Source organism: Saprospiraceae bacterium (assembly GCA_016713025.1).
Taxonomy (GTDB): domain Bacteria; phylum Bacteroidota; class Bacteroidia; order Chitinophagales; family Saprospiraceae; genus OLB9.
In genome coordinates this window covers 3,557,316-3,580,146 of sequence record JADJPZ010000004.1, presented here as the reverse complement: position 1 = coordinate 3,580,146, position 22,831 = coordinate 3,557,316, and the positions used below count along the sequence as shown (strand labels likewise).

The window sequence follows — 22,831 nt, the reverse complement described above, 5'->3', positions numbered from 1 at the left end:
ATCAATGTCTGAAATGACGAATTCCTGTAAAAACCATCGACATACCGTTTTCATTGCAATAATCGATGCTCAACTGATCCTTAATAGAACCTCCCGGTTGAACAACAGCTCTGATACCTTCTTTACTTACTAATTCGACACAGTCAGGAAATGGAAAAAATGCATCAGATGCCATCACTGCTCCATTAAGATCCAAGCCATATTGATATGCTTTGGCTATGGCTTGTTTACAAGAGTCTACCCTTGAAGTCTGTCCGCAGCCCATACCAAGCAACTGACTATTTTTTGCAAGCACGATGGTATTGGATTTTAGGTGTTTGGCACATTTAAGTGCAAAAACAAGATCCTGAAATTCAGAGGGGGACGGAGTTGTTACGGTCTTGATTTCCATTGATGACGTATCTTCAGTAGACATATCACTATCCTGACAGATGACACCATTCAGTAGTGTTTTGAATGTTGTTGGCTGTAGTCCATATGACTTCTGCTGTAACAAAATACGTTTGGATTTTGCTGTCAGCAGCGTTTTAGCCTCTTCAGTAAAATCAGGTGCTATCAGGACTTCATAAAATATCTTGTCAATGGATGTTGCCGCAGCTAAGTCTATGATATGATTGGAAATAAGGATACCACCAAATGCAGATACCGGATCGGCTTCCAAAGCAGCACTCCAGGCATCAAATATCGTGTTTCTGGTAGCTATACCACAGGCATTTGTATGTTTGAGAATGGCAAATGTAGGTTTATCATTCTGAAATTCACTCATCAATGCTACTGCTGCATCAATATCCACCAGATTATTGTAGGAAAGTTCTTTGCCGCTTAGTTTATCAAACATTTTGCTAAAATCTCCAAAAAACATGGCTTTCTGGTGGGGATTTTCACCATATCTTAAAGACTCATGCTGTAGTATGCTATGCTTAAATGATGCTGCTTTCTGACTGTCATCCGCCAGGTAGCTGTAAATTGCAGTATCATAATGCGAAGAAATTTTGAATGCTTCCGCACATAAATACTTTCGTTGACCCAACTCACTAAATCCGTTTTGTTCTTTTAGAATGTTTAGTAAGTATGGATATTGATCCTTGGATGGGATGACAACTACATCCTTAAAGTTTTTTGCTGCAGCCCTGATGAGAGATATACCGCCAATGTCTATTTTTTCGATGATGGTAGCCTCCTCAGATGTTCTTAGAACTGTCTCTTCAAATGGATAGAGATCTACTATAACCAAATCTATCTCCGGAATATCATAAGTCTTCAATTGAGAGATGTGATCATCTTCTCGCATGGCCAATATACCACCGAAGACCTTTGGGTGCAATGTTTTCACTCTCCCACCGAGGATAGATGGGTAGCCAGTCAAGTCCTCTACTCGTTGCACACCAACACCTAATGACTCAATAAAGGTCTGGGTACCTCCTGTAGTATAGATAGTCACACCCAGGGCGTCCAGTTGTCTTATAATATCTTCAAGCCCATCTTTGTAATAAACCGAAATAAGGGCAGATTTTATTTGTTTTTTCACTGCTGAAATTTAAGTTAAGTTAAATATAGTCAAAAGAAATTAGATTGTGAAAAAATTTGATATTAATTCATTGAAAATGTGTCAATTAAAATTCTAAATTTTTGCAATCAAATTTACTTTAAGTATAAATTATTTTTTATCATAATACGTAACTACCTAAAACAAAAATGGGAAGCTGCCAAGACAACTTCCCATTTATATATTTCATGAGATTAATACTCCCAGAGATCATGCTCTATATTGAGTAGTTCGTTTTTAATTTTTTCTGATTGCATCAGCATATCGATACCTGCTCTATTACTGGTATCCTCAGGATCTGGTGTAAAAATCTTTTAATCTGAAATCCAGGACGTTTGATTTTTTATAGATATAACTTGAAAAAACGCGTGCATCAAACAAATCTGACCACGACATAGGTGCCATATCATTTTCTTCATTATACACTCTAAATTTTGACATCGGCTCTCTGGCTTCCGGGAAATAGACCCAAAATAACGGATATGGCTGTATACCGTTTTCCTTATCCTTATCACTGGCAAATAGAGGTGCAATACCTAATATACGCACATCCATTACAGATCGTTGTTTGTCAAAAAACCAGATTTCCTTAACCCTGTACTGTTCTATTTTTTCCCAGTTGATATCATTTTTAACAATCTTGATTTGCTCTTCATAAGTATCAGGATTAAGATCAATAAGTGTATCAAGCTTGGACATCTTACCTTTTATCTCATCAGGTGAGAGAACCTGCTTAAAAAACTCATCAGTAAATGCTGTAATTTTGCCTTCATATACCATTTGCTGGAAAACCTTGAATAGATTGAGTTCTTGACTTCTGAAAGGCAGGTTGAGCTTCTCTCTGGTATCTATGACTCTTTGAATTCTTCTTTCCCATGCAATATCTGCTTCTCTGACTGGCTGAAGGTCCATGATTTTATTTTCAACCACAATACGCTTGCGGATGATATCATCCACAAAAATATCTTCAGAAGGTACAGATGACTCTGTCTTAACTTCAGATGGTACAGGTGCAGGTTTTGCTAACTGAGTCTGAGCGACCATCATACTTCCTGAAAGGAATAATGATGCCGCTAGTACAGATTTGATATTTATTAGAGTTTTCATTGTACAAATAGTGTTTAAAATTATTGAATGTCAAAGACCAACTGTCCAAGGTTTCTGTCGACGGCATCACCAGGGCATTTGCACTTGATATCTTGAAAAATAAATCTGTCACCCGGTACTGCCTTACTCTGCAATGTAGCAGCCTGACCTTCAATTCTTGCACCTCGGTTTGGCGCAAACTCAGCGTCTAATCTTTTTGGTACACGTACTAAGGTAAAACCACCAAGATTACATTTAGCTTCAAAATCAAAATTTTCCAAAATTGGTATCAACGCACTATATCCTTTAAATGTCCCATTACCGATCTTAATAGGTTGTTCTTTACCTCCCAAGAGTGGTTTTGGATCTGGTATTCTTTTTATCCTGAAAGTTTTTGAACCACTCATCCCTGGCGCCGAAACAGATACCACAGCCTGAGATCCCTGAGCTCCGGAAGGTCTTACTGTGTATGTGCCGTCACCGTTTCTGCTGATTTCCCCTCCAGTCATGGATACTTTGATCTGGGCTGAAGGTACGCCCGCTGCAGAAACCTCTACAGGATTATCAACGCCCAGATAAAATACATTCATTTTTGCTGCTGAAATAGTCACTGACCTTTCTCCTACTTCATACTCGAAAGTTTGTCTGAAGGATTTTGTTTCTTTAGTTACCGGATTAAAAACGTTGGCTACTGCTTCGTATTTTTTAACTCCCACTTCTCCTGCTGTGGTAGCCCATTTAGCAGCTCCCTCTTCATTTACCGGCAAGTTTGCGCCATTGACAGATATTTTTACACCTGTATTACTTGTTTTACCTGCAGAAGCTGAAAGGAAAACTTCGGTTTCAAATTTTTCTCCCTTTATCACATATGATTTTTTAGGAGAAGACACGACTCTGAACTGATCCAAAACTACTTCTTCTGTCAGCCCAACTTTGCTCGCCAGATAGTTCAATACTGTGGCTTCTGAGCTTTTGATATCGTTGGTAAATTTACTAAAAATGGGCATACACGCTCCAAGAGGCATGTGACCAAAAGTAAAATCCGACCAATTTTTCTTTTTATTGGTAGATTTTTGCCAAGTTTCTTCATCAATGGCAATTGGTATTTTTGAGGCAAAAGCTGCCTGATCTTCTTTATCTACTAAAGCCAGAAATTTATCCTTGATCTCCATCATTTTGTTTTTCAATTCCTCTCCTTTTCCCTGATCAACCAAAAGTCTTGTGGTCACATCATAATCACGCTGGGCTTTGAGTACTTGTTTTCCTTCAAATTCTTCATATCCTCCACTACTCTCCACCAAAAAGGATTTGATACCATTAACATAGTCTGATCCTTCTTTTGAAATAGAAGCGACCTGATCTACTCTATCAGCATATGTTTTAAATTGTTGGCCTTTTTCTGCACTTTTTTTAATCTGTGCAGGTATATCCTTATTGGATGCATCTAGGGCATCATTTGCTTTGACCAGGCCTTTATCTACCATCTCAAAGGCATTAAATATTTCTGCGGAAACATTCAGTGCCAATAACGCGGTCAGAACTAGGTACATCACGTTGATCATCAACTGCCGCGGTTCCTTAGGTATTGACATTTTTTATTCTTTTTAATATTAAAAAATTACAATTCAAGCAATATTAATGTTAGTTTTTAACATTGTATGCTGAAAGTATATTTCCGTAAACCGCATTGAGTGACGTCAGGTTTTTGCTCAGGCTTGACATTTGCGCCTGATACTGTTTAGTATCTTCTACACTTGCATTTAGTGAATTCATGGCATCATTCATCCTTGAATAAAAGTTATTCATAGCTTTAAGTTGATCGCCGGTTTGTGTAAAATCCACTTCCTGTAGTGCTTTCAATGAGCCAAGACTTTTGGACATGGATTGTAATTCTGTAAGCATGCCTCCAAGTTTATTTTCTACAACATCTGCGTTGAGTGCTTTATGGCTTGATCCTGAAGCTGCTGGACCATCTGAAAGTGCTGCGATGTTAGATGAATATTCATCCAGTCCCGGATACAATTTTTCCCAGTAATAATCTTTTTCTGGGCCAAGGATACCGAGCAAAGCAAATAAAATTGCTTCTACTATAAGACCTGCAGTGATCATCATACCTCCCCAAGAAGTACTGTTTAATTTTCCTAGTGCTCCTATCATTACGACAGATGCGCCAAGGCCTATAAGCAAATTCTTTACATATTTAAATGTAGGTGACTTAAAAAAACTCATTGTTCAAAATTTTAAAATAAATTAATCAATATTCATTCAGGGCATATTCTAAAAACGTATGCCCAATCTTTAGCCAAATGTATTAGAAATCATTGATGGATCTTCCAAGATATGTAATGACACATCTGAATCCTATATATGATTTTGTTGTATCCTGAAACTCCCAGCTTCTGGTACCGGTCTGGCAGTAATAGGAAATGTCTTTCCATGATCCGCCTCTGATTACTTTTCTTTTGTACGCTTCCGGATCATCATCTTTTGCATCATATCTGTAATCAGGATTCAAGTCATGTTGATGTCTGTAGGCATTTTCGTGGAAGGCATCTCTGCACCATTCGGACACATTACCTGCCATACAATACAATCCATAGTCGTTAGGGAAATATGCATCAGCTTTAACAGTATGCAATCCACCATCTTCAGGATAATTACCTCTTCCAGGTTTGAAGTTGGCAAGAAGACATCCTTTTGCATTTCTGATGTAAGGACCTCCCCATGGATAAGGAGATATTTCGTGACCACCTCGAGCAGCATATTCCCACTCTGATTCAGAAGGCAATCTGAATTCTTCGGTATTTGGTTCGTCTTCTCCTTTAAATTTATTCCACAACTTGGTTCTCCAATTGCAAAAAGCTGTAGCTTGTTTCCAGGTAACTCCTACTACCGGATAATCATCAAACGCCGGATGTGTAAAGTAGTTTCTGGTCTGGGGTTCGTTATAAGAATAAGTAAAATCTCTTATCCAGCACATTTCATCGGGCCAGACAGTGACTTCAGCTTTTTGAATCAATGATTTTCTGGTAGCTTTTTTGTCATGAGCGGCTTTTTGCCAATCCAGCCATGAATATTTGTATTTAAGTGCTTCTTTATTAAATTCCCTCTGACCATCAAACGCCATATCACCCTGGTAAAACATATCGTTCAGAGTTTCATCACTGTAGTCAAGTTCAACCTCCCAGTCGATCACTTCATTGTCATAGTCATCAGTGGTTTTGTTACCCATCATCTCATGAGCAATTGAATCTCTAACCCACTCCACAAATTGCCGATATTCGTTATTAGTGATCTCGGTGTCATCCATAAAGAAGCCAGTGATAGAAATATTTTTTTGTCTTTGATTATATGTGGAAAAGACATCCTGATCACTCTGGCCGATGGTGAGGGTGCCGGAAGGAACATATACCATACCAAAGGGATTGAATCCACCCCATTTTGGCCTGTCCTGAACTCCAACTAACTGACCTGACTCTTTTTTTCCGCAAGAAATAAGGAATAATAGCAGAAAAAATACTACATTAAGATTTGATAAACTTTTCATTTTCTAATAGCGATTTAAAGAGGAAAAACAGATTTCCAAAAAAATGTTGCAAAGATAACGGCCTAATTCGGAATTTTTAATAAATGATTATAAATTTCTATTTATGGCATTTTATCTTTCGCATCCATCGACACGTTGGTCTGTATAACGATAAAAACATTCTAATATTGTGTCGAATGAGAAAATATAAACCAGATTTTTATGATCTAATCAAATATGTAAAGTTTCAGGCAAATATATTACTGCTGAGATATCTATCTCCTCTGTCACAACATATAAAGACGACAACACCATGCTCCAACTCTTTAGATATTTTAAGAGCGACTGCTGCAGCCCCACCGGAACTCATACCTACAAAAATGCCTTCTTGAGCCGCTAGTTTTTTTGCCATAAAGGTTGCTTCTGATTCAGATACATCATAAATAAAATCTACCCTCGAACTATCAAATATTTTGGGAAGGTAATCAGGAGTCCACCTCCGAATACCCGGAATAGATGATCCATCTGTAGGTTGACATCCTATGATTTGAATTTTCGGATTTTGAGATTTCAGGAACATGGATGTACCCATGATAGTTCCTGTCGTACCCATAGAGCTTACAAAATGAGTGATAGTGCCATCAGTGTCAGTCCAAATCTCAGGACCGGTAGATTTAACATGAGCCATGTAATTATCCCGATTTGAAAATTGATCAAGCATGAAGTAACCTTCTTCTTTAGATTTTTCATCAGCATAATCTCTGCACGCTTCTATCGTATCAAGCAAAATAACTTTGGCCCCAAAAGCTTCCATAGTTTGGATACGTTCTTTGGTCGAATTGGAAGGCATTATCAATTCAATAGCAATATTGTACGTGCCTGCGATCATAGCTAATGCAATACCTGTATTACCACTGGTCGCTTCAATCAGAGTTGTACCCTTTTGGACCTCCCTACGTTCCAAAGCTGATTGGATCATATTCAATGCAGCTCTATCCTTGACACTTCCACCGGGATTGTGCCCTTCCATTTTTGCAAAAATTCTGACTTTTTTATTTGGATTGAGTCTTGTGATTTCTACCAAAGGTGTATTTCCAACTAATTCGCTGATCTTGTATGTTTTCATGGTGTCAGGATTGATTTTAGATCCACTTGTTATCGGCCTGATGATACACTTTAGTGCCGGGTGGAATGGAAGAAGTAATCCAAACATTTCCACCTATGACACTACCGCTCCCAACTACGGTGTCTCCACCAAGGATGGTAGCACCGGAATATATAATTACATCATTCTGTACTGTCGGATGGCGCTTTATTCCGGCCATTTTTTTATCAATGCTCAATGCTCCCAGGGTTACTCCCTGATATATTTTGACATGATCGCCGATATGAGTTGTTTCACCTATCACCACCCCGGTCCCGTGATCAATAAAAAATGATTTTCCTATAACAGCTGCAGGATGGATATCACTTCCTGTCCTTGAATGTGCGTATTCGCTCAGTATACGAGGTACCAATGGAACACTTTCTTTGTGAAGTATGTGTGCAATCCTGTATATATAAATGGCATAAAATCCCGGATAGCTTCTTATCACTTCAAATGATGATAAAGCTGCAGGGTCTCCCTGAACAAAAGCATCAATATCAAGAAGTAAATCATGATAAACTTCTTCGATGGTTTCAAAGAAGACGTCTGCTATGGCATGTTCTCTCCTGTGATCACAGGATCTGGTATGATAAAGTAAGGATACCAAATCAATGCGTAGTCTGTCAAAAGTATTTTTCAGTTCTGCTACAGAATCCATTCTTTTTTCTGTGACTTCCGGAAACAACACTGTCAATAATTCATTTGCCCAGCTACTTATCAGTTCGGTAGACGGTACTTCCGGTGTTTGAGTGTGTCTAGTCAGTAATTTTTCAAAAAATAAATCAGACATTTGATCTCTCGCTATTTGGTTTTAGGAATAAGCCTGATAATCGGACAAATCATCTCTTCAAGTGAAATTCCGCCATGCTGGAAAGTATCTTTGAAAAAATTATTGTAATAGGTATAATTATTAGGGTAAAGGAAAAATAAATCTTCTTTTGCAAAAATAAATGTGCTACTCATGTTGGGACTTGGAAGGCCTGCATCTAAAGGACTTTTTATTTCCAATACATCTCTGCGGTCATATTGGAGGTTTTTTCCAACTTTGTATCTAAGATTGGTAGTTGTCTCCCTGTCACCAACCACTTTTGTGGCATTTTTTACCCTTATAGTACCGTGATCGGTAGTGAGGATAATCTGTACATCGCGATCAGCTAGTTTTTGCATCACTGACCATAAGGGCGAATTTACAAACCATGATTTTGTCAGTGATCTGTAGGCTTTTTCATCACCTGCCAGTTCTTTCAATACTTCCATTTCTGTACGGGAATGTGATAACATATCTATAAAATTGTATACTATGGCAGTCAGATCATTATTAATAAAATTAAGAGCATTGTCCTGTACCTGTTTTGCACCCAATACATTGGTTACTTTTTGGTATTCTGATCTGATATCTTTTTTTACGATTCTTTTTATCTGATCTGTAAACAGTTCAGACTCCTTTAGGTTTTTGCCTCCTTCTTCATTGTCATTCAACCAATATTCAGGAAAACGTTTCTGAATTTCAGATGGAAGTAAACCTGAAAAAATAGCATTACGGCTGTACTGAGTTGCTGTAGGTAAAATAGAATAGAAGTAGTCTTCTTCTTCAATTTTATACAATTCTGTGATGATAGGCTCGATGATTTTCCACTGGTCATATCTGAGATTGTCCAGAAGTATAAATATGACTGGTTTGCCACCAGAAAGCAATGGAAAAACTTTATCTTTAAATAGATTCTGTGATTTTTTGGGTCCAGAACCAGATTTTATCCATTGAATATAATTTTTCGAAACATACTTAAAAAACTCTTTATTGGCCTCTTCTTTTTGCATATTGAGTATCTCCTTCATCTGAGCATTATTACTATCATCGAGACGAAGCTCCCAGGAAATTATTTTTTTATATATATTCACCCATTCATTGTAGTCCGGCGAACTATTGATTTCCATTGCAATATTTCTGAACTCTTGCTGATAGTCAGTTGCAGTCTTTTCTGATATCAAACGTTTGTTGTCAACGATCTTTTTTAGTGTCAATAATATTTGATTAGGGTTGACAGGTTTGATGAGATAATCGTCTATCTGCGAGCCTATCGCTTCTTCCATGATGTTTTCAGCTTCATTTTTGGTGATCATCACGATAGGAATGCTGGGAAGTTTGACTTTAATGCGTGCTAATGTCTCCAGACCAGTCAATCCGGGCATACTCTCATCCAAAAATACGATGTCTATATTTCCGTCCTCATCCAGTACGTCCAATGCATCGTGACCGTTGCTCACAGTGACAACATCGTAGCCTTTCTTCTCCAGAAAAAATAATTGGGGCTTCAACATATCAATCTCATCGTCTGCCCAAAGTATTTTGATTTTATCACTCATGCTTGATCTTATTATTTTATTTAGTAAACATTGGTGTGTATAATAAACCGCGCAAATTCAAATTTTCTTCCTCGCTACCCTCATTCCCAAGCATAGCTTGGCAGGCTCTGAAGAGCTTGTCAAGCTACGCTTGAGACGACCCGCCCAATTCAATCACGTTTTTACCGTCTATTAAAAAAAAACACTGAAAAGGTGCAATTTATAATACCCACTAAACATTGTATCAATACTTAACGTTCAGATTTTAATATTATTTTTACCTGATGAACAAAAAGAAAATATTTAATGATCCTATTTACGGATTGATCAGATTTCCGTTTGATGCGATATATGAAATTATAGATCATCCTTACTTTCAGCGATTGCGCAGGATATCTCAACAGGCACTTTCTCACTATGTATATCCCGGTGCAATGCATACACGATTCCAGCATGCATTAGGGGCGACCCATCTGATGTGCAGAGCTATAGACACACTCAGATCAAAGGGTGTAAGTATTTCCGATAGCGAATTTGAAGCAGTTTGTATTGCAATTTTATTGCACGATGTTGGACATGGACCTTTTTCTCATGCTTTAGAACATACCTTGGCAGACGTGCATCATGAAAAGATCTCACTGATCATCATGGAGAAAATCGGAGAAGACTTAGGTAAAGATTTTAGTTTGGCACTTTCCATATTTAGAGGAAGCTACAACAGGCCATTTTTACATCAGCTTGTTTCCGGGCAAATAGATGTAGATAGAATGGATTATTTGACCAGAGACAGTTTTTTTTCAGGTGTAGCTGAAGGCATCATTGGCTATGATCGTATCATCACTATGATGAATGTATCTGATGAACAACTGGTCATCGAAGAAAAAGGTATTTATTCTATAGAAAAATTTCTGATGGCCAGGCGCTTGATGTATTGGCAGGTATATCTTCATAAGACGGTAATATCTGCAGAGATAATGTTGATTGCTGTATTAAACAGAGCTCGTTATCTTGCTATTTCAGGTATCGGGATACCATCTTCTGATGAGTTGAATTATTTCTTAAGTTTGAAAGGCGATGAAAAAGATTTCCTGCATCAGCCTGAGTTCTTATCCAATTACGTACAACTCGATGATATGGATATCCTGTGGATGATCAAAAGGTCAGTCAATCATCCAGACCGAATATTTGCCGCATTGTGTAAAAATGTATTGGAAAGAAAGTTACTGAAAGTATCATTGAGTACTGAAGCGTCAATGGCATTTTTTCTTGAAAATAAAAGAATATTTCAGGAAGCACACCAATTGACTGATGATGAAATAAAATATTTTTTTGCCGAAAAAAAGGAAGTTATCTATCCGTATGATACTAAATCCGGAGAAATCAATATGCTCTTGAAAAGCGGAAAAGTATTGCCTTACAGCGCATTAAATACACATTTGAATACTCAGGCAGAGGAAAGGACATTTTTGTTTCACGCCAAAAACATTGATTTATAGAAAAATGCAGTATGCTCACAAAGAATCTCAGCTCACTCCACTTCCACACCACTGATCAATAATTCATTGCCTTGTATGATATTATTACTTGGTTTTTGGCAAAATGAACAGACAAAAGTATAGTTCTTTATTTCTGACTTAGTTTGGCAATGCAGACATTCGATGATGACTGGTAATATTTGTATATCCATAATAGCATCTTTAAACTCGGGAGCATCCGTAGCGACCACTGCTTCAAAAGCATTTTGCATCAATATAGGTTCAATATTGGAAAGGACTCCTGCTATAATCTTTATTTTTTTTATTTTTGGTATCGTTTCATCATCAAATTCATGATGTAGGGTATTAAACACATTTCTTACCAATGATATTTCGTGCATGATGATCAGATTTAGGAATTTAGGTTTGACTTTTTTCTTTGAATAGTTTCTCTGATTCTGATGGCACTCTCATAGTCTTCTTTTTGGATTACTTTCAAAAGCAATTCTTCCAATTCAGGTATTGAGTAATCATTAAATGAAGTTTTATTACTCTCTATGACATAGATTTCATTGAGAAAACTTGCTTGGTTTAGTATATCTTCATTGGTATAAATAGGAACACCAGTTTTTGTAGCTAAAGCAATGGCGTCGGAAGCCCGAGCATCGATATGCACTAAATCAGCGCTTTCTTTTTGTTGGATGACAACCTCTGCTACAAAAATTTCTTGTTTTAACTCATGAATATATATGTACTTTACTTTTCCGCCTAATGCTTCTATTGTGGTGTTCAGCAAGTCATGAGTCATCGGGCGCTTAGTGTTGAGCCTTTCTAAGACTATACCGATGTATTGCGCTTCATTACCTCCAATAAGTATAGGTAATCTTTTTTTACTATTTTCGTCTTCTAAAACTATTACATAATTGTTTTCTGATGTTTTGCTTTTTGACAAAGCAATGATCGACATCTCTATTTTATCTTGCATAAGTTACCCCATTTTTATAAATCCACACATTTCTACCACGTCAGCAAATGGTGCTACGACTTGTCCCTTGTGTAAAAGTTTGTACAGAGATTTACCTTCTACTTCAATGGAATATCCGTTTTCGACTTCTACATATTTTCCATCATGATTGTGAATTGCAACTTCCATCCCTTTCAAGACTAGGAGTAGTAATTCTTTTGGGTCGTATTTGTCAATAATTTCTTGGTCTGTCATATCCGTTAGATCATTAAAGTATGAAAAATAATTCTGTGATTGCCGGTATCTGCTATGACTAATTTATTTTCAACTTCATCCACACTAATCGAGAATGGCCAATACATTGATTTTTCTGTACCAAAAATAGATTCTGCATTTTCGCTACCTGTATTGAAATCTTTTTTACCTATCAGACTTTGCGCACTTGGGTTGTTTGCTGATGGTAAACTTTCAAACCATAGTATCCTGCTGTTGCCGGTATCTGCTACGAATATTCCATTTTTATAAAAACAAGTATCATAACACCAAGACAAAGTATTTTCTTTAGGATATAAGTTGAATTGATTTTGTCCACTACTATCGATATCAGGTTGCCCGATGATGATCTCAGATGAAGATGATAGCGCTTTTTCTACAGAATTCCAAAGCAAAACACGGTAATATTGCGTATCTGTAATAGCTATGTGACCTTTTGTATTAAGTTTGACGGAATATGGCCAAATAGCATCGGTGTTTTCATAATCTCTTTCTTCAAAATTGGGTTTACCTATGACGGCATCTGCTTCTTTGAAGTTTTCAGTAGGAAATTCATTAAAAACGAGCACTCTCCGATTTCCGGTATCTGCAATATAGAGCCGAGACCCATCACTAAATACGCCGTAAGGCCAATTTAAGGACTGTGCATTTGGGGTTTGGCCGATTCCTAAAATATTGGGTTGATTACTAAAAAAGTCCTTTTGGCCTATCACTACATCCGCTGATTGTCCGTGTGATGTAGGGAAAATATGCCATACCAACACCCTGTGATTCCACGCATCAGCGACTACCAGTTTGTGGCCATCTGTCCATATTCCTGATGGATACATGAGTGTGTTAGCATGTACAGAGTCTCCGCTATTTCGACCTGTATCTGTCGTAAGCAACTGCCCGAGGACAACATCGGCCTTTTGATAAGGAGTTTTTGGTATCTGATTCCATATAAAAACCCTGTTTTGTCCCGTATCGGCAACCATAAGTTTATTTCCAGAGATGAAGACGCCTCGAGGAGCCAAAAAGGGATTTCCCTCCTCACCATAGAAAATATGGTCTTCTACAGAAATTTGTGGCGCAATCAGGCCTTCAGTAACTGGCATCGCCTTCTTCAGGGTAATATTTATTATTTGATTGTCTAACATATTCTTGGCAATTGTTCACCCAATAGCATATTGACCACTCTTTTACCGCCGATGTTACTATTTATAATAACTTGCCTGGGATGTGTTTCTACCACTTCTCCTATGATGAAAGCATCTTGTCCATTTTCCCAAGTTTGAATTTCAGCCAATATATCTGCCGCTTTTGATTCATTGACCACAGCTATAAATACGCCTTCATTGGCCACATAAAGTGGATCTAAACCGAGCAATTCGCAGGCACCAGCTACATCATCTGATACTTTTATATATTTCTGATCTATGTCGATACCCAGATTGCTGTCTCTGGCTATCTCATTGAGTACCGTAGCTACACCACCACGAGTCGGATCTCTAAACAGGTGGATGTCATTGCCATATTTATTTAAAATCCGGGGGACTACGTAATTAAAATGGCAAGTGTCACTCTCTATTGATGTTTCAAAATCAAGGCCTTCACGTACGCTCATGATGGCTATACCATGAGTGGCTATCTGGCCGCTTACAATGATTTTATCTCCGACTCTTACGTTACTGATAGATATATTTGCCTCAGGATGTATGATGCCTATACCCGAAGTATTGATAAATATTTTATCGCCTTTGCCACGTTCTACGACTTTGGTATCACCTGTGACGATCAATACCTGTGCTTTTTCAGCAGCTGCTTTTATGGATAGGAGTATTTCCCAAAATTCGTCCATTCTCAAGCCTTCTTCTATGATAAAAGAAAGTGATAAATATTTGGCTTTTGCACCGCACATGGCTAAGTCATTTACAGTACCATTTACCGCAAGCTCTCCTATATTTCCACCTGGAAAAAAGATGGGAGATATGACATAACTATCCGTGCTGAATGCTACCTGACCATTTAATGAAAGTGTGGCGCCGTCATGTTTTTGATTCAGGTACTCATTGCTGAATAGATTAAAAACGCCTGATTCCAACAATTTATTGGTCAATAATCCACCACTGCCATGACCCAAGGTAATGATATCAAAATCCATTTTAGGCATAGGACATGAAGCAGATAGTATGTTTGTTTTTGGGTTCATTATGGATTTTAATTTTTAAGCACAGATGAAGTTTTCTATTAGGAAATAGATTCCATAGCATTAGAAAAATGATAATATGCTGCACATGCTCCTTCACTACTGACCATCGGTGCACCAAGTGGCATCTGTGGCGAACATCCTTTGCCAAATTGCGGACATTCATAAGGTTTTTTGATTCCTTTCAGAACGAGACCAGCTATACAATCTTTGTTTTCATCTACTTTTTCGATATTAATATCAAATTTTTTGTTGGCATCATAAAGCGCATATTCAGGTCTGACTTGATAACCGCTCATATGTATATTACCTATACCTCTCCATTCTCTATCTGTAGTATAAAATACTTTTTCTATTATTTTTATCGCTTCAGGATTTCCATCAGAATCTACTACTCTGGAATATTGATTTTCGAGTTTGGCTTCCCCTTTTTCTAGTTGTTTTATGGTCATCAATAAGCCTTGAACGATATCTACGGGCTCAAATCCAGTGACCACAATAGGTACATGGTACTTTTCAACCAATGGATAATACTCATGAATACCCATAATGGTACAAACGTGACCAGCTGCCAAAAATCCATCAATCTTCGCGCCTTCATCATCCATCACCGCTTCGATAGCAGGTGGAACCAAGACATGTGACGCCAAAATCGAATAATTTTGTACTTGTGCACGCTCTGCATGAAGCACAGAAAGCGCATTGGCAGGAGCTGTAGTTTCAAATCCTACTGCAAAAAATACTACTTCCCGATTGGGATTTTCTTTAGCCAGATTTACGGCTTCTAATGGAGAGTATAGGATCCTTACGTCTGCACCTCGTGCTTTAGCTTCGAGCAAACTATATTTAGATCCGGGCACTCTGAGCATATCGCCATAAGAACACAAGATGACATTTTTTTCCATGGCAAGATGTACCGCTTTGTCTATAAGATGCAAAGGTGTCACACAGACCGGACATCCAGGACCATGGACCATATTGATCTTTTCTGGCAGTAGATTGATGATGCCATTTTTCACCAAACTATGTGTCTGACCGCCGCAAACTTCCATGATCGACCATGGACGAGTGGTGGATTTGTGGATTTCGGCAAGGTACTTTTCGACCAGCTGAGGGTCGCGATATTCAGACATAAATTTCATACTCTTCGTTTTTAGTTTTGGTATTACAAATCTTGTCTATCTATTTGCGATACTTCTACGAGTTCGTCTATTTCTCCTATTTCTTCCAGATATTTAAAGGTGAGCATGGCTTCTTCTTCATTGACGATACTGATGGCTACTCCTACGTGTACCAGGACATAATCTCCTTCTTTGGCAGCAGGGACCATCTCGAGACTTGCTTCTTTGGTGATGCCTCCAAACTGGACTTTGGCCATACGTACAAGTCCGTCGTATTTGTATTCTATACTTTTTATTTTACCAGGTATTGCCAGACACATAAACGATGTTTTTTAAATGAAGACGCAATTTACACTATGTACCGTATTGCATGATAACAAATACTAGTTTTAGTAAATATTTTCTAATGTAAAACGAAAGAAAATAACGAATATATGTGTAACCAAGCAGAACAATTAAGAGTATGTTTAAATTTTTATGTTTGAGCGAAAGTGAGGAAATTTAATTTTGGACAAGGCATATTTTGCAGACATAGCCGGAAGTTACGGCGAAAAATATAACGCTGCCTAAAATTAAATTTGCCGCTTGGAGCCAAATGATAAAAGTTTAAACATACTCTAAACTTTATTTTTGGTAAAACAAATACATGGATTGTCTCAGTTTGCAATTGCGATATACTATTTTATAAATCTTTACCCTTTACCCCGTAGGATAAATATCCAACGGGGTAAATTCAATACGCATCTTACTTAATTAAAAATAAAGCACAAAACTATTTGTTTCTAGATTTTGTGCTATAGTTTATAGGTATTTGTGGTGACGAATTGCAAATTCTTAAATAATAGGATCGCAGTAGCAAACTGCGACCATCGGGTTAATATTTTTGGTGTCGAATTACAAAACTTGTCGAGCTTTAGCGGGATTCACAAATAAGTTCACATCTTATGTGGATTAATAAGTCTTAATCCTTTGATATTAGCAAAATCTTTTTCATTGGCAGTAATCAAAGTGTATCCTTAAGCCATAGCAGTAGCGGCAATTATGGCATCAGGTGTTTTTATTCTTTTACCTTTGCGTAAAGCAACACAATACGAAATCACATTGGCATTAATGTTCATTACTACACTATCATCAATAAAATCTTTAACGCTTTGTGCGGTCATTTTATCAGAATCCCAGCACAGCAGTTCAATTTGTGTAATGATTGAAATATTTGGGATAGCGTCAATTGCAATATCCATAAAAGCCATTCCAGCAGCAGTAAAAGAATCAGAAAGATAATCAGACACAACATTAGTATCAATCAGATATCGTTCCATTCACTACGCATTTTTTTAATATGTTCGTTTAGGTTTTGCCCTTGCTTTTTACTGATAATCCCTTTGTATTTATCAGAAAGTTTTTGTTTGTCAGGAACAAAATTTGCTTTAAGCACTTTAATCAAATCCAATTCTTCCAACTCATGTAAAAGTCCTACCGCTTTTTGATTGGTTATTTGTATTAGCATTGTATTATCCATCATTCCAAATAATTAAGAATTCAATTTCAAAAGAAAAAAATTTATAACAATTTTTTATAAAATTTAGTTGCTTAAAAATTTATTTATTGGTGAATAGGTGTTTGTGATTCCTAATCTAAAAATCCGAAAGTAACAATAATCTCGATCGTCGCAGTTTGTAACTGCAATGTCATATTTCCAGCATTTTTAATGCGTCAGCTAAAATTGTATAAAAAAAGCAGCTTTGTATTCTGATCATTGAGCTATTGAATTTAAACCTGTAAGGCATCAGACTGATTCAATAATACTTGGATCACAGTTATAAACTTGTCAAACTTTAGCATGATTTTAATGACGTCTTTAGCGTTACTGCGACTGTCCCTTAGATTTGCATCAACTAATCAATATTTTTTGACCGTTAATATTAACAATTTCGGCATCTACATCATATACCGTTTTTATCAATTGGGGATCAATCTCAGAAGACAAACTAGAAGCTATCAACTGACCGTTTTTCATCATACAAAAACGATTACAATATTTTAAAGCCATATTGATATCATGTATGGCCATGATGATGGTCTTACCAGTAGTAGCTAAATTTTGAAGCAAAGTCATGATTTCCATTTGATGCTTCAGGTCGAGATTGGATGTGGGTTCGTCTAGTAAAATGACATCGGTTTTCTGAGCTAAGGCACGGGCTATAAATACTTTTTGTCTTTCGCCACCACTCAATTGATTGATATCTCTGAGTGCCATGTCGGTTAGATTCATTTCTTGAAGAATGTCCCGGACAATGTCTATATCTGTTGTCTTGGGCCGCCATGTCATATATGGGATTCTCCCTGCCAGAACGGTATCAAAAACAGTAGCAGGGAAAAGATTTTGGTGTACTTGGGGCACATACGCAATATGCTGAGCAATGTCAGCCACGGACATTTGGTCTATTGGTTTGTTTTTTATAAAAATCTGACCTGATGATGTTTTGTTCATCCCATTGATACATCTGATTAGGGTAGATTTGCCAGATCCATTGACACCCATTATAGCCGTAAAATGACAACGCTCAAAAACATGACTGAAGTGGTCCAATACTTTGGTTTTGCCATAAGCATAGCTAATGTTTTGAATATCGATCATCTTCATGCTTGATATCTTTTACCTTTGATAAGTAAAAATATGAACATTGGCGCACCGATCATTGACGTCAAAATACCTACCGGGATGACAATAGGACTGAGTACTGTTCGGGCTACAATATCACACAGCATCAGAAAAATTGCTCCCGTCAAAGCAGACGCAGGCAATAAAAAACGTTCATCTCCACCGATCAATCTACGTATAATATGTGGAATAACCAATCCTACAAATGCAATAATGCCATAAAATGAAACAATGCAAGCCGTCATCAATGAAGCCAAAACCATGGAAGTCTTTCTAAATGAAGATACTTGTACACCTAGACTATAAGCCACATCATCTCCTGAATCCAATGCATTAAAACTCATTCTTTTTCTAATAAAATAGAAAAGAACAGGTATTAAAATTAGTGACTGTAACATTAACTCATTCCATCCACCCTTGGATAAGTCGCCAAAAGTCCAAAATACGATGGAAGCCAATTTTATATCGTCTGCCAAATATTGTAATATTGACGTCATGGCCGTAAACAATGTACTGGCAATAATTCCGGTCAGGATCATGTTTTCAGGTGTGGTGCCTCTCATCCTGGCTACTAATAATATAAAAAGACATGCAATCATAGCCCAAACAAAAGCAGACAAAGTGACTATAAGCGATTGGATGATAGGGAAAGTTGCGGATACTTGATGGATTATACTGCTTTCAGTCAAAAAAATATAGGCAAACGCAGCACCAAAAGCGGCTGCATTAGAGATGCCCAATGTAAATGGCGAACCCAAAGGATTCCTAAGTACACTTTGCATCACTACACCCGACACTGCCAAAGCCGCTCCACTCAGCATCGCTGCAAATAATCTCGGCATTCTCAAATGCAAAATGACGTGTTGCGATGACCCACTATTTTCGCCCTGTAAAGCAGAAATGATATCATCCCAACCTATAGATGTGGGACCAATACCAATGCCAGCTGCCAGTAAAAACAGCAAGAGAATCGCACAAATCACTAAATAAAGATATTTTGACTTTATATAGTTTCGATAGGAATGAAGCAGTGGTTGATTTTGTTTTTTATCGCTGATCATTCCTTATGTTTTGAAAAGGCAGATATAGTTTGTTCATTTCATCATACACATCTTGCCCAAGAAAAAAACGGTAAATTTTTCTACTTTCCGTTTCCACATCAATATCTGAAAATGACTCTGGATATATGGTCTTGCCTATAAACCAAACGTTACAAAGCAAATTTTCATAATTTATACTATGCCAGTTGAATGGCAGCACGCTAAATACCTGATTGTTTCTTAAACAGCCCAATTGACTGTACGTGGGGCCATCGATTTCTGTACTCCAGATTTCAGACCCTGCCACATCCAAAAAAAGATATTTGGGATTCCACAGCAATATCTGTTCAGGATCGATGAGCATATTTTTCTGGCCATCACCGATGCTTTCTAAGCTACCTTTGAGATCATCCACATCATTGTGTACATCCAAAAATAAAAATGGTGGATATTGCGCTCGTGTAGAAGTAATGCCCTGAGCTCCGTTAAAAGCGATACCACCAATGTACACTGATATTTTACGTATATTTTGACCGGATCTTTTTTTAAGTTCATTTTGGGTTTCTTGGATAAATTGAACCAGGCTATCAGCGCGTTCTGTTTTATAAAAAAGAGTACCCAAAGCCTTGAGACTATTGTAAAACTTATCAATATTGGTTCCCATGTCACCGTACTGGAGCAAAAAAACGGGTTTATTGCTCTTGGATTGAAGTGCATCTGCTTCGGCAGCTGTCATATATGTAGCGATGATCACATCAGCTGTACTCATGGCCAAAGATTCGGTATCAAAATTGTTGCCTACACCCAGAACTTCCAGATTTTTCAGCTGTGGGTTTGCCATCATATAAGGTACTTTGCGGGTTATATCATTTTTTTCGATGTACTTGACTTTATTTTGAACACCCATATAACAGATCATACGCAAGGCACCCGCTTTCATTGTGATTATATTACGTATCGTGTCACTTACAATTATTTTTCTTCCAAAAGCATCTGTGACTTCTCTTTTTTTGCCATCACTTTTAGCTGTAGATGGCGCACATGATCCAAAGATTAGAATTGATGAAATTGCTAAAAAACAGATATAATTGGTCTTATACAAAACGTTTAGATTTTTGTGGCACAATGTTAAGGAGAGTTGCTGTAGTTTAGTGAATGAATGCATGTATTAGTAAATTATTTCTAAACTGAATAGCCAAAATTCATGAAATAAGCCATTTGTCCCAATGCAATATTTTCATCATTAGGAGATAGATTTTTATGAAAATACAAGTTATATTTTGGTGATAAATGATGATGAATAAGATCTACCAAAAGCCCATTCTGAAATACTCCGCCACTGAAAACCAGGACTTTGACACCTTGATTTTTTGCTATATTTTCTATCATTCTTACCAAGGTTAGGTGAAACTTAGCAGCTATCATAGTCGCTTCCTTTCCCAAATGAATGTCTTCCAGAATACCTGTAAAAAGAGACGCTATAGAAATAGAAGCTCCTGTTTGTTCAGCAATGTTATAACTCTCATTCCAATTTAATCCTTTTTCCTTAAAAAATTGGTAAGCTTGATCTTCAAGAAGCATGGCAGATTCGCCTTCATAACTATTAACATCACCCAATCCCAGCAATGATGCTACTGCGTCAAAAACTCTGCCCATACTTGAAGTCTTAATACTTACATGTTGTTGAAGGATTTTTTTGTACAATGCCCATTCTTGATCAGAAAATTTATGTACTAGCAATTCATCAGCTTTCGGTAAATTTTTGCAAAGTGAAAGTGCAGATAGTCTTGGTTGTAATGACATTTTATCCCCTAGCAAATAGTCAAAATAAGAAATGTGGTGTGTTCTGGTAATCTGTTTGTTTTCATACATAAAAAATTCTCCGCCCCACATTTGTCCATCATCACCGTAGCCTACACCGTCCCAAATGATACCAATCATAGAATCTGTGGCTGATATCAAATCGTTTTCGTAAAGACAAGCACAAAAATGAGCTTTATGATGTTGTACCGAATAAGTCTTTGCATCAGGATACACTGTTGCCAGAGTAGAAGAAAAATAGCCCGGATGTTTGTCAAACACGATATGTAGTGGCTGTATGCCGGATACCTTTAGATAATGTGTCAATACTTTTTTGTATTCGACTTGACCGTCATAAGCCGAAAGATCACCCAAAAACTGACTGATGTATATATTGTTTTTTGATGCTAGTAAAAATGCACTTTTCATATCAGCTCCTGCACAGAAGATAGATGGCAAATCTTGCGTACCACTTGGCCAATAGGTTGGTGCATAGCCTCGACTGCGACGTATGACAATTTTATAATGGTAAAATGGCGAGAACCTTATAACGCTATCATCTTGTGGCATGACGATATCCCGATTGTGGCTCAAAATAAAGTCAGCAATGTCTTTAAATTGTTCGTCAGCAATCACATCGTCATATATGATAGGCGAGCCGCTGATATTTCCACTCGTAGCCACCAAAGTACCACCAAAGGCTACCGAAATAAGGCTAAGTAGTGGGCTATTGGGAAGCATGACACCCAGTTGAGATAGCTTAGGTGCGACATCATCATATTGGACATTAGAGCGCTGTTCAGTTTTTGTATAAGCCAGAATGATAGGAAATGCTGTATGGCTGATTTCATTTATTGCATTTTCGCCAAGTGTAACATCCTGCTTTATGGATTCCACATTTGGGTATAGTAATGCAAATGGTTTTTTAGGTCTTTTTTTACGTGCTCTAAGTGTTTGAATGGCTTGAGAATTTGAAGCATCACACAATAACAAATAACCACCGATACCTTTTACAGCTACGATTTTACCTTCTTTTAGTTCCTGTACTGTGTAGTTTATGATGTCACTTTCAATGATGTCGGGATTGGATGAAATCTTGAGCTGAATACCACATGTGCCGCATGAATTTGTCTGCGAAAAATATCTTCTATCATCGGGATTATCATACTCTTTCTGACATTCAGGACACATGGTAAATGCAGACATGCTCGTCCAAACTCTATCATAAGGTATGTCATGCACTACGGATAATCGGGGACCACATTGGGTACAGGTGATGAATGGATATTGAAATCTTCTGTTGTTGGGGTCAAATAATTCTTCCGCACATTTTTCACAAATCCCAAAATCGGGGCTTAGATGGACGTTTTTGTCTCCTTTAGATTCAGAATGAATGATGCTAAAATCTGTATAATAAAGGTCTTCTTTTTCTGTAATGTTTATAGATAAAATCTTTGATCTGGGCGGCGCATCAGCAATTATATTCGCTATAAACTGATCACAAATTTCTTTAACGGCTTGACCTATCTGGATATGAACTCCGTCAGACCCGTTAGAAACCGTACCAACAATGTTCATTTTTTTTGCAAGATTAAAAATAAATGGCCTAAATCCTACGCCTTGTACTTGACCTTTGATGTGAATATGGTAGCCAACCATT

22 protein-coding genes are annotated in these 22,831 nt (G+C 37.4%); 1 reads left to right on the top strand and 21 read right to left on the bottom strand.

The annotated features are described in order from the left end of the window. Position 1 precedes the first annotated feature (1 nt). The 8 genes from purH to IPK35_21565 all read right to left on the bottom strand — a co-directional run bounded on the left by purH (position 2) and on the right by IPK35_21565 (position 9,669). Positions 2–1,537: a bifunctional phosphoribosylaminoimidazolecarboxamide formyltransferase/IMP cyclohydrolase gene (purH, locus tag IPK35_21600; protein ID MBK8055796.1), complete on the bottom strand. Its 1,536-nt coding sequence runs from the start codon at positions 1,535–1,537 to the stop codon at positions 2–4. Between the two features lie 300 nt (positions 1,538–1,837). Continuing rightward, positions 1,838–2,653 (bottom strand): gliding motility protein GldN, encoded by an 816-nt coding sequence (gene gldN, locus IPK35_21595; protein ID MBK8055795.1) that lies wholly within the window; start codon positions 2,651–2,653, stop codon positions 1,838–1,840. A gap of 20 nt (positions 2,654–2,673) precedes the next feature. Continuing rightward, on the bottom strand, positions 2,674–4,224 hold the full coding sequence (gene gldM, locus IPK35_21590) for a gliding motility protein GldM (protein ID MBK8055794.1): 1,551 nt from the start codon (positions 4,222–4,224) through the stop codon (positions 2,674–2,676). 49 nt (positions 4,225–4,273) lie between these two features. Beyond that, positions 4,274–4,861, bottom strand: coding sequence for a gliding motility protein GldL (locus IPK35_21585; protein MBK8055793.1), 588 nt, complete (start codon positions 4,859–4,861; stop codon positions 4,274–4,276). Between the two features lie 82 nt (positions 4,862–4,943). Then, a complete protein-coding gene (locus IPK35_21580) occupies positions 4,944–6,179 on the bottom strand; it encodes an SUMF1/EgtB/PvdO family nonheme iron enzyme (GenBank protein MBK8055792.1) in 1,236 nt (411 codons plus the stop codon). Between the two features lie 226 nt (positions 6,180–6,405). Further along, positions 6,406–7,284 (bottom strand): cysteine synthase CysM, encoded by an 879-nt coding sequence (cysM, locus tag IPK35_21575; GenBank protein ID MBK8055791.1) that lies wholly within the window; start codon positions 7,282–7,284, stop codon positions 6,406–6,408. 16 nt (positions 7,285–7,300) lie between these two features. After that, complete coding sequence (locus IPK35_21570) at positions 7,301–8,095, bottom strand: serine acetyltransferase (GenBank protein MBK8055790.1); 795 nt, start codon at positions 8,093–8,095, stop codon at positions 7,301–7,303. A gap of 11 nt (positions 8,096–8,106) precedes the next feature. Continuing rightward, positions 8,107–9,669 carry a PglZ domain-containing protein gene (locus IPK35_21565; GenBank protein MBK8055789.1) on the bottom strand — a complete coding sequence of 521 codons (1,563 nt, stop codon included), beginning with the start codon at positions 9,667–9,669 and terminating at the stop codon, positions 8,107–8,109. Positions 9,670–9,932: 263 nt separating this feature from the next. Here IPK35_21565 and IPK35_21560 point away from each other — a divergent pair, with 263 nt between their 5' ends. After that, entirely contained in the window at positions 9,933–11,144 is a 1,212-nt protein-coding gene (locus IPK35_21560) for an HD domain-containing protein (GenBank protein MBK8055788.1), read from the top strand. Positions 11,145–11,176: 32 nt separating this feature from the next. Here the strand turns inward: IPK35_21560 and IPK35_21555 are convergent, their stop codons facing one another. The 13 genes from IPK35_21555 to hypF all read right to left on the bottom strand — a co-directional run bounded on the left by IPK35_21555 (position 11,177) and on the right by hypF (position 22,830). Continuing rightward, complete coding sequence (locus IPK35_21555) at positions 11,177–11,524, bottom strand: hydrogenase maturation nickel metallochaperone HypA (protein MBK8055787.1); 348 nt, start codon at positions 11,522–11,524, stop codon at positions 11,177–11,179. A gap of 11 nt (positions 11,525–11,535) precedes the next feature. Further along, positions 11,536–12,108 carry a bifunctional nuclease family protein gene (locus IPK35_21550; protein MBK8055786.1) on the bottom strand — a complete coding sequence of 191 codons (573 nt, stop codon included), beginning with the start codon at positions 12,106–12,108 and terminating at the stop codon, positions 11,536–11,538. Positions 12,109–12,111: 3 nt separating this feature from the next. Further along, positions 12,112–12,342 (bottom strand): hypothetical protein, encoded by a 231-nt coding sequence (locus IPK35_21545; protein MBK8055785.1) that lies wholly within the window; start codon positions 12,340–12,342, stop codon positions 12,112–12,114. Between the two features lie 5 nt (positions 12,343–12,347). Beyond that, complete coding sequence (locus IPK35_21540; protein ID MBK8055784.1) at positions 12,348–13,457, bottom strand: NHL repeat-containing protein; 1,110 nt, start codon at positions 13,455–13,457, stop codon at positions 12,348–12,350. Positions 13,458–13,492: 35 nt separating this feature from the next. Beyond that, on the bottom strand, positions 13,493–14,512 hold the full coding sequence (gene hypE, locus IPK35_21535) for a hydrogenase expression/formation protein HypE (protein MBK8055783.1): 1,020 nt from the start codon (positions 14,510–14,512) through the stop codon (positions 13,493–13,495). 77 nt (positions 14,513–14,589) lie between these two features. Then, positions 14,590–15,690, bottom strand: coding sequence for a hydrogenase formation protein HypD (gene hypD, locus IPK35_21530; GenBank protein ID MBK8055782.1), 1,101 nt, complete (start codon positions 15,688–15,690; stop codon positions 14,590–14,592). Between the two features lie 23 nt (positions 15,691–15,713). Continuing rightward, positions 15,714–15,989 (bottom strand): HypC/HybG/HupF family hydrogenase formation chaperone, encoded by a 276-nt coding sequence (locus IPK35_21525; GenBank protein ID MBK8055781.1) that lies wholly within the window; start codon positions 15,987–15,989, stop codon positions 15,714–15,716. A 696-nt stretch (positions 15,990–16,685) separates the two neighbouring features. After that, positions 16,686–16,988 (bottom strand): type II toxin-antitoxin system VapC family toxin, encoded by a 303-nt coding sequence (locus IPK35_21520; GenBank protein ID MBK8055780.1) that lies wholly within the window; start codon positions 16,986–16,988, stop codon positions 16,686–16,688. After that, complete coding sequence (locus IPK35_21515; GenBank protein MBK8055779.1) at positions 16,973–17,191, bottom strand: hypothetical protein; 219 nt, start codon at positions 17,189–17,191, stop codon at positions 16,973–16,975. Before IPK35_21515 ends, IPK35_21520 begins: the two co-directional genes overlap by 16 nt. 369 nt (positions 17,192–17,560) lie before the next feature. Then, the gene (locus IPK35_21510) at positions 17,561–18,313 is read right to left on the bottom strand and encodes an ABC transporter ATP-binding protein (protein ID MBK8055778.1); all 753 of its coding nucleotides are present in this window, start codon (positions 18,311–18,313) and stop codon (positions 17,561–17,563) included. Continuing rightward, positions 18,310–19,392, bottom strand: a complete 1,083-nt coding sequence (locus IPK35_21505; protein ID MBK8055777.1) for an iron ABC transporter permease — start codon at positions 19,390–19,392, stop codon at positions 18,310–18,312. The genes IPK35_21510 and IPK35_21505 overlap by 4 nt, the downstream gene beginning before the upstream one ends. Beyond that, on the bottom strand, positions 19,379–20,536 hold the full coding sequence (locus IPK35_21500) for an ABC transporter substrate-binding protein (GenBank protein ID MBK8055776.1): 1,158 nt from the start codon (positions 20,534–20,536) through the stop codon (positions 19,379–19,381). Before IPK35_21500 ends, IPK35_21505 begins: the two co-directional genes overlap by 14 nt. Positions 20,537–20,553: 17 nt before the next feature. Then, positions 20,554–22,830 (bottom strand): carbamoyltransferase HypF, encoded by a 2,277-nt coding sequence (gene hypF / locus IPK35_21495; GenBank protein MBK8055775.1) that lies wholly within the window; start codon positions 22,828–22,830, stop codon positions 20,554–20,556. Position 22,831: the final 1 nt, after the last annotated feature.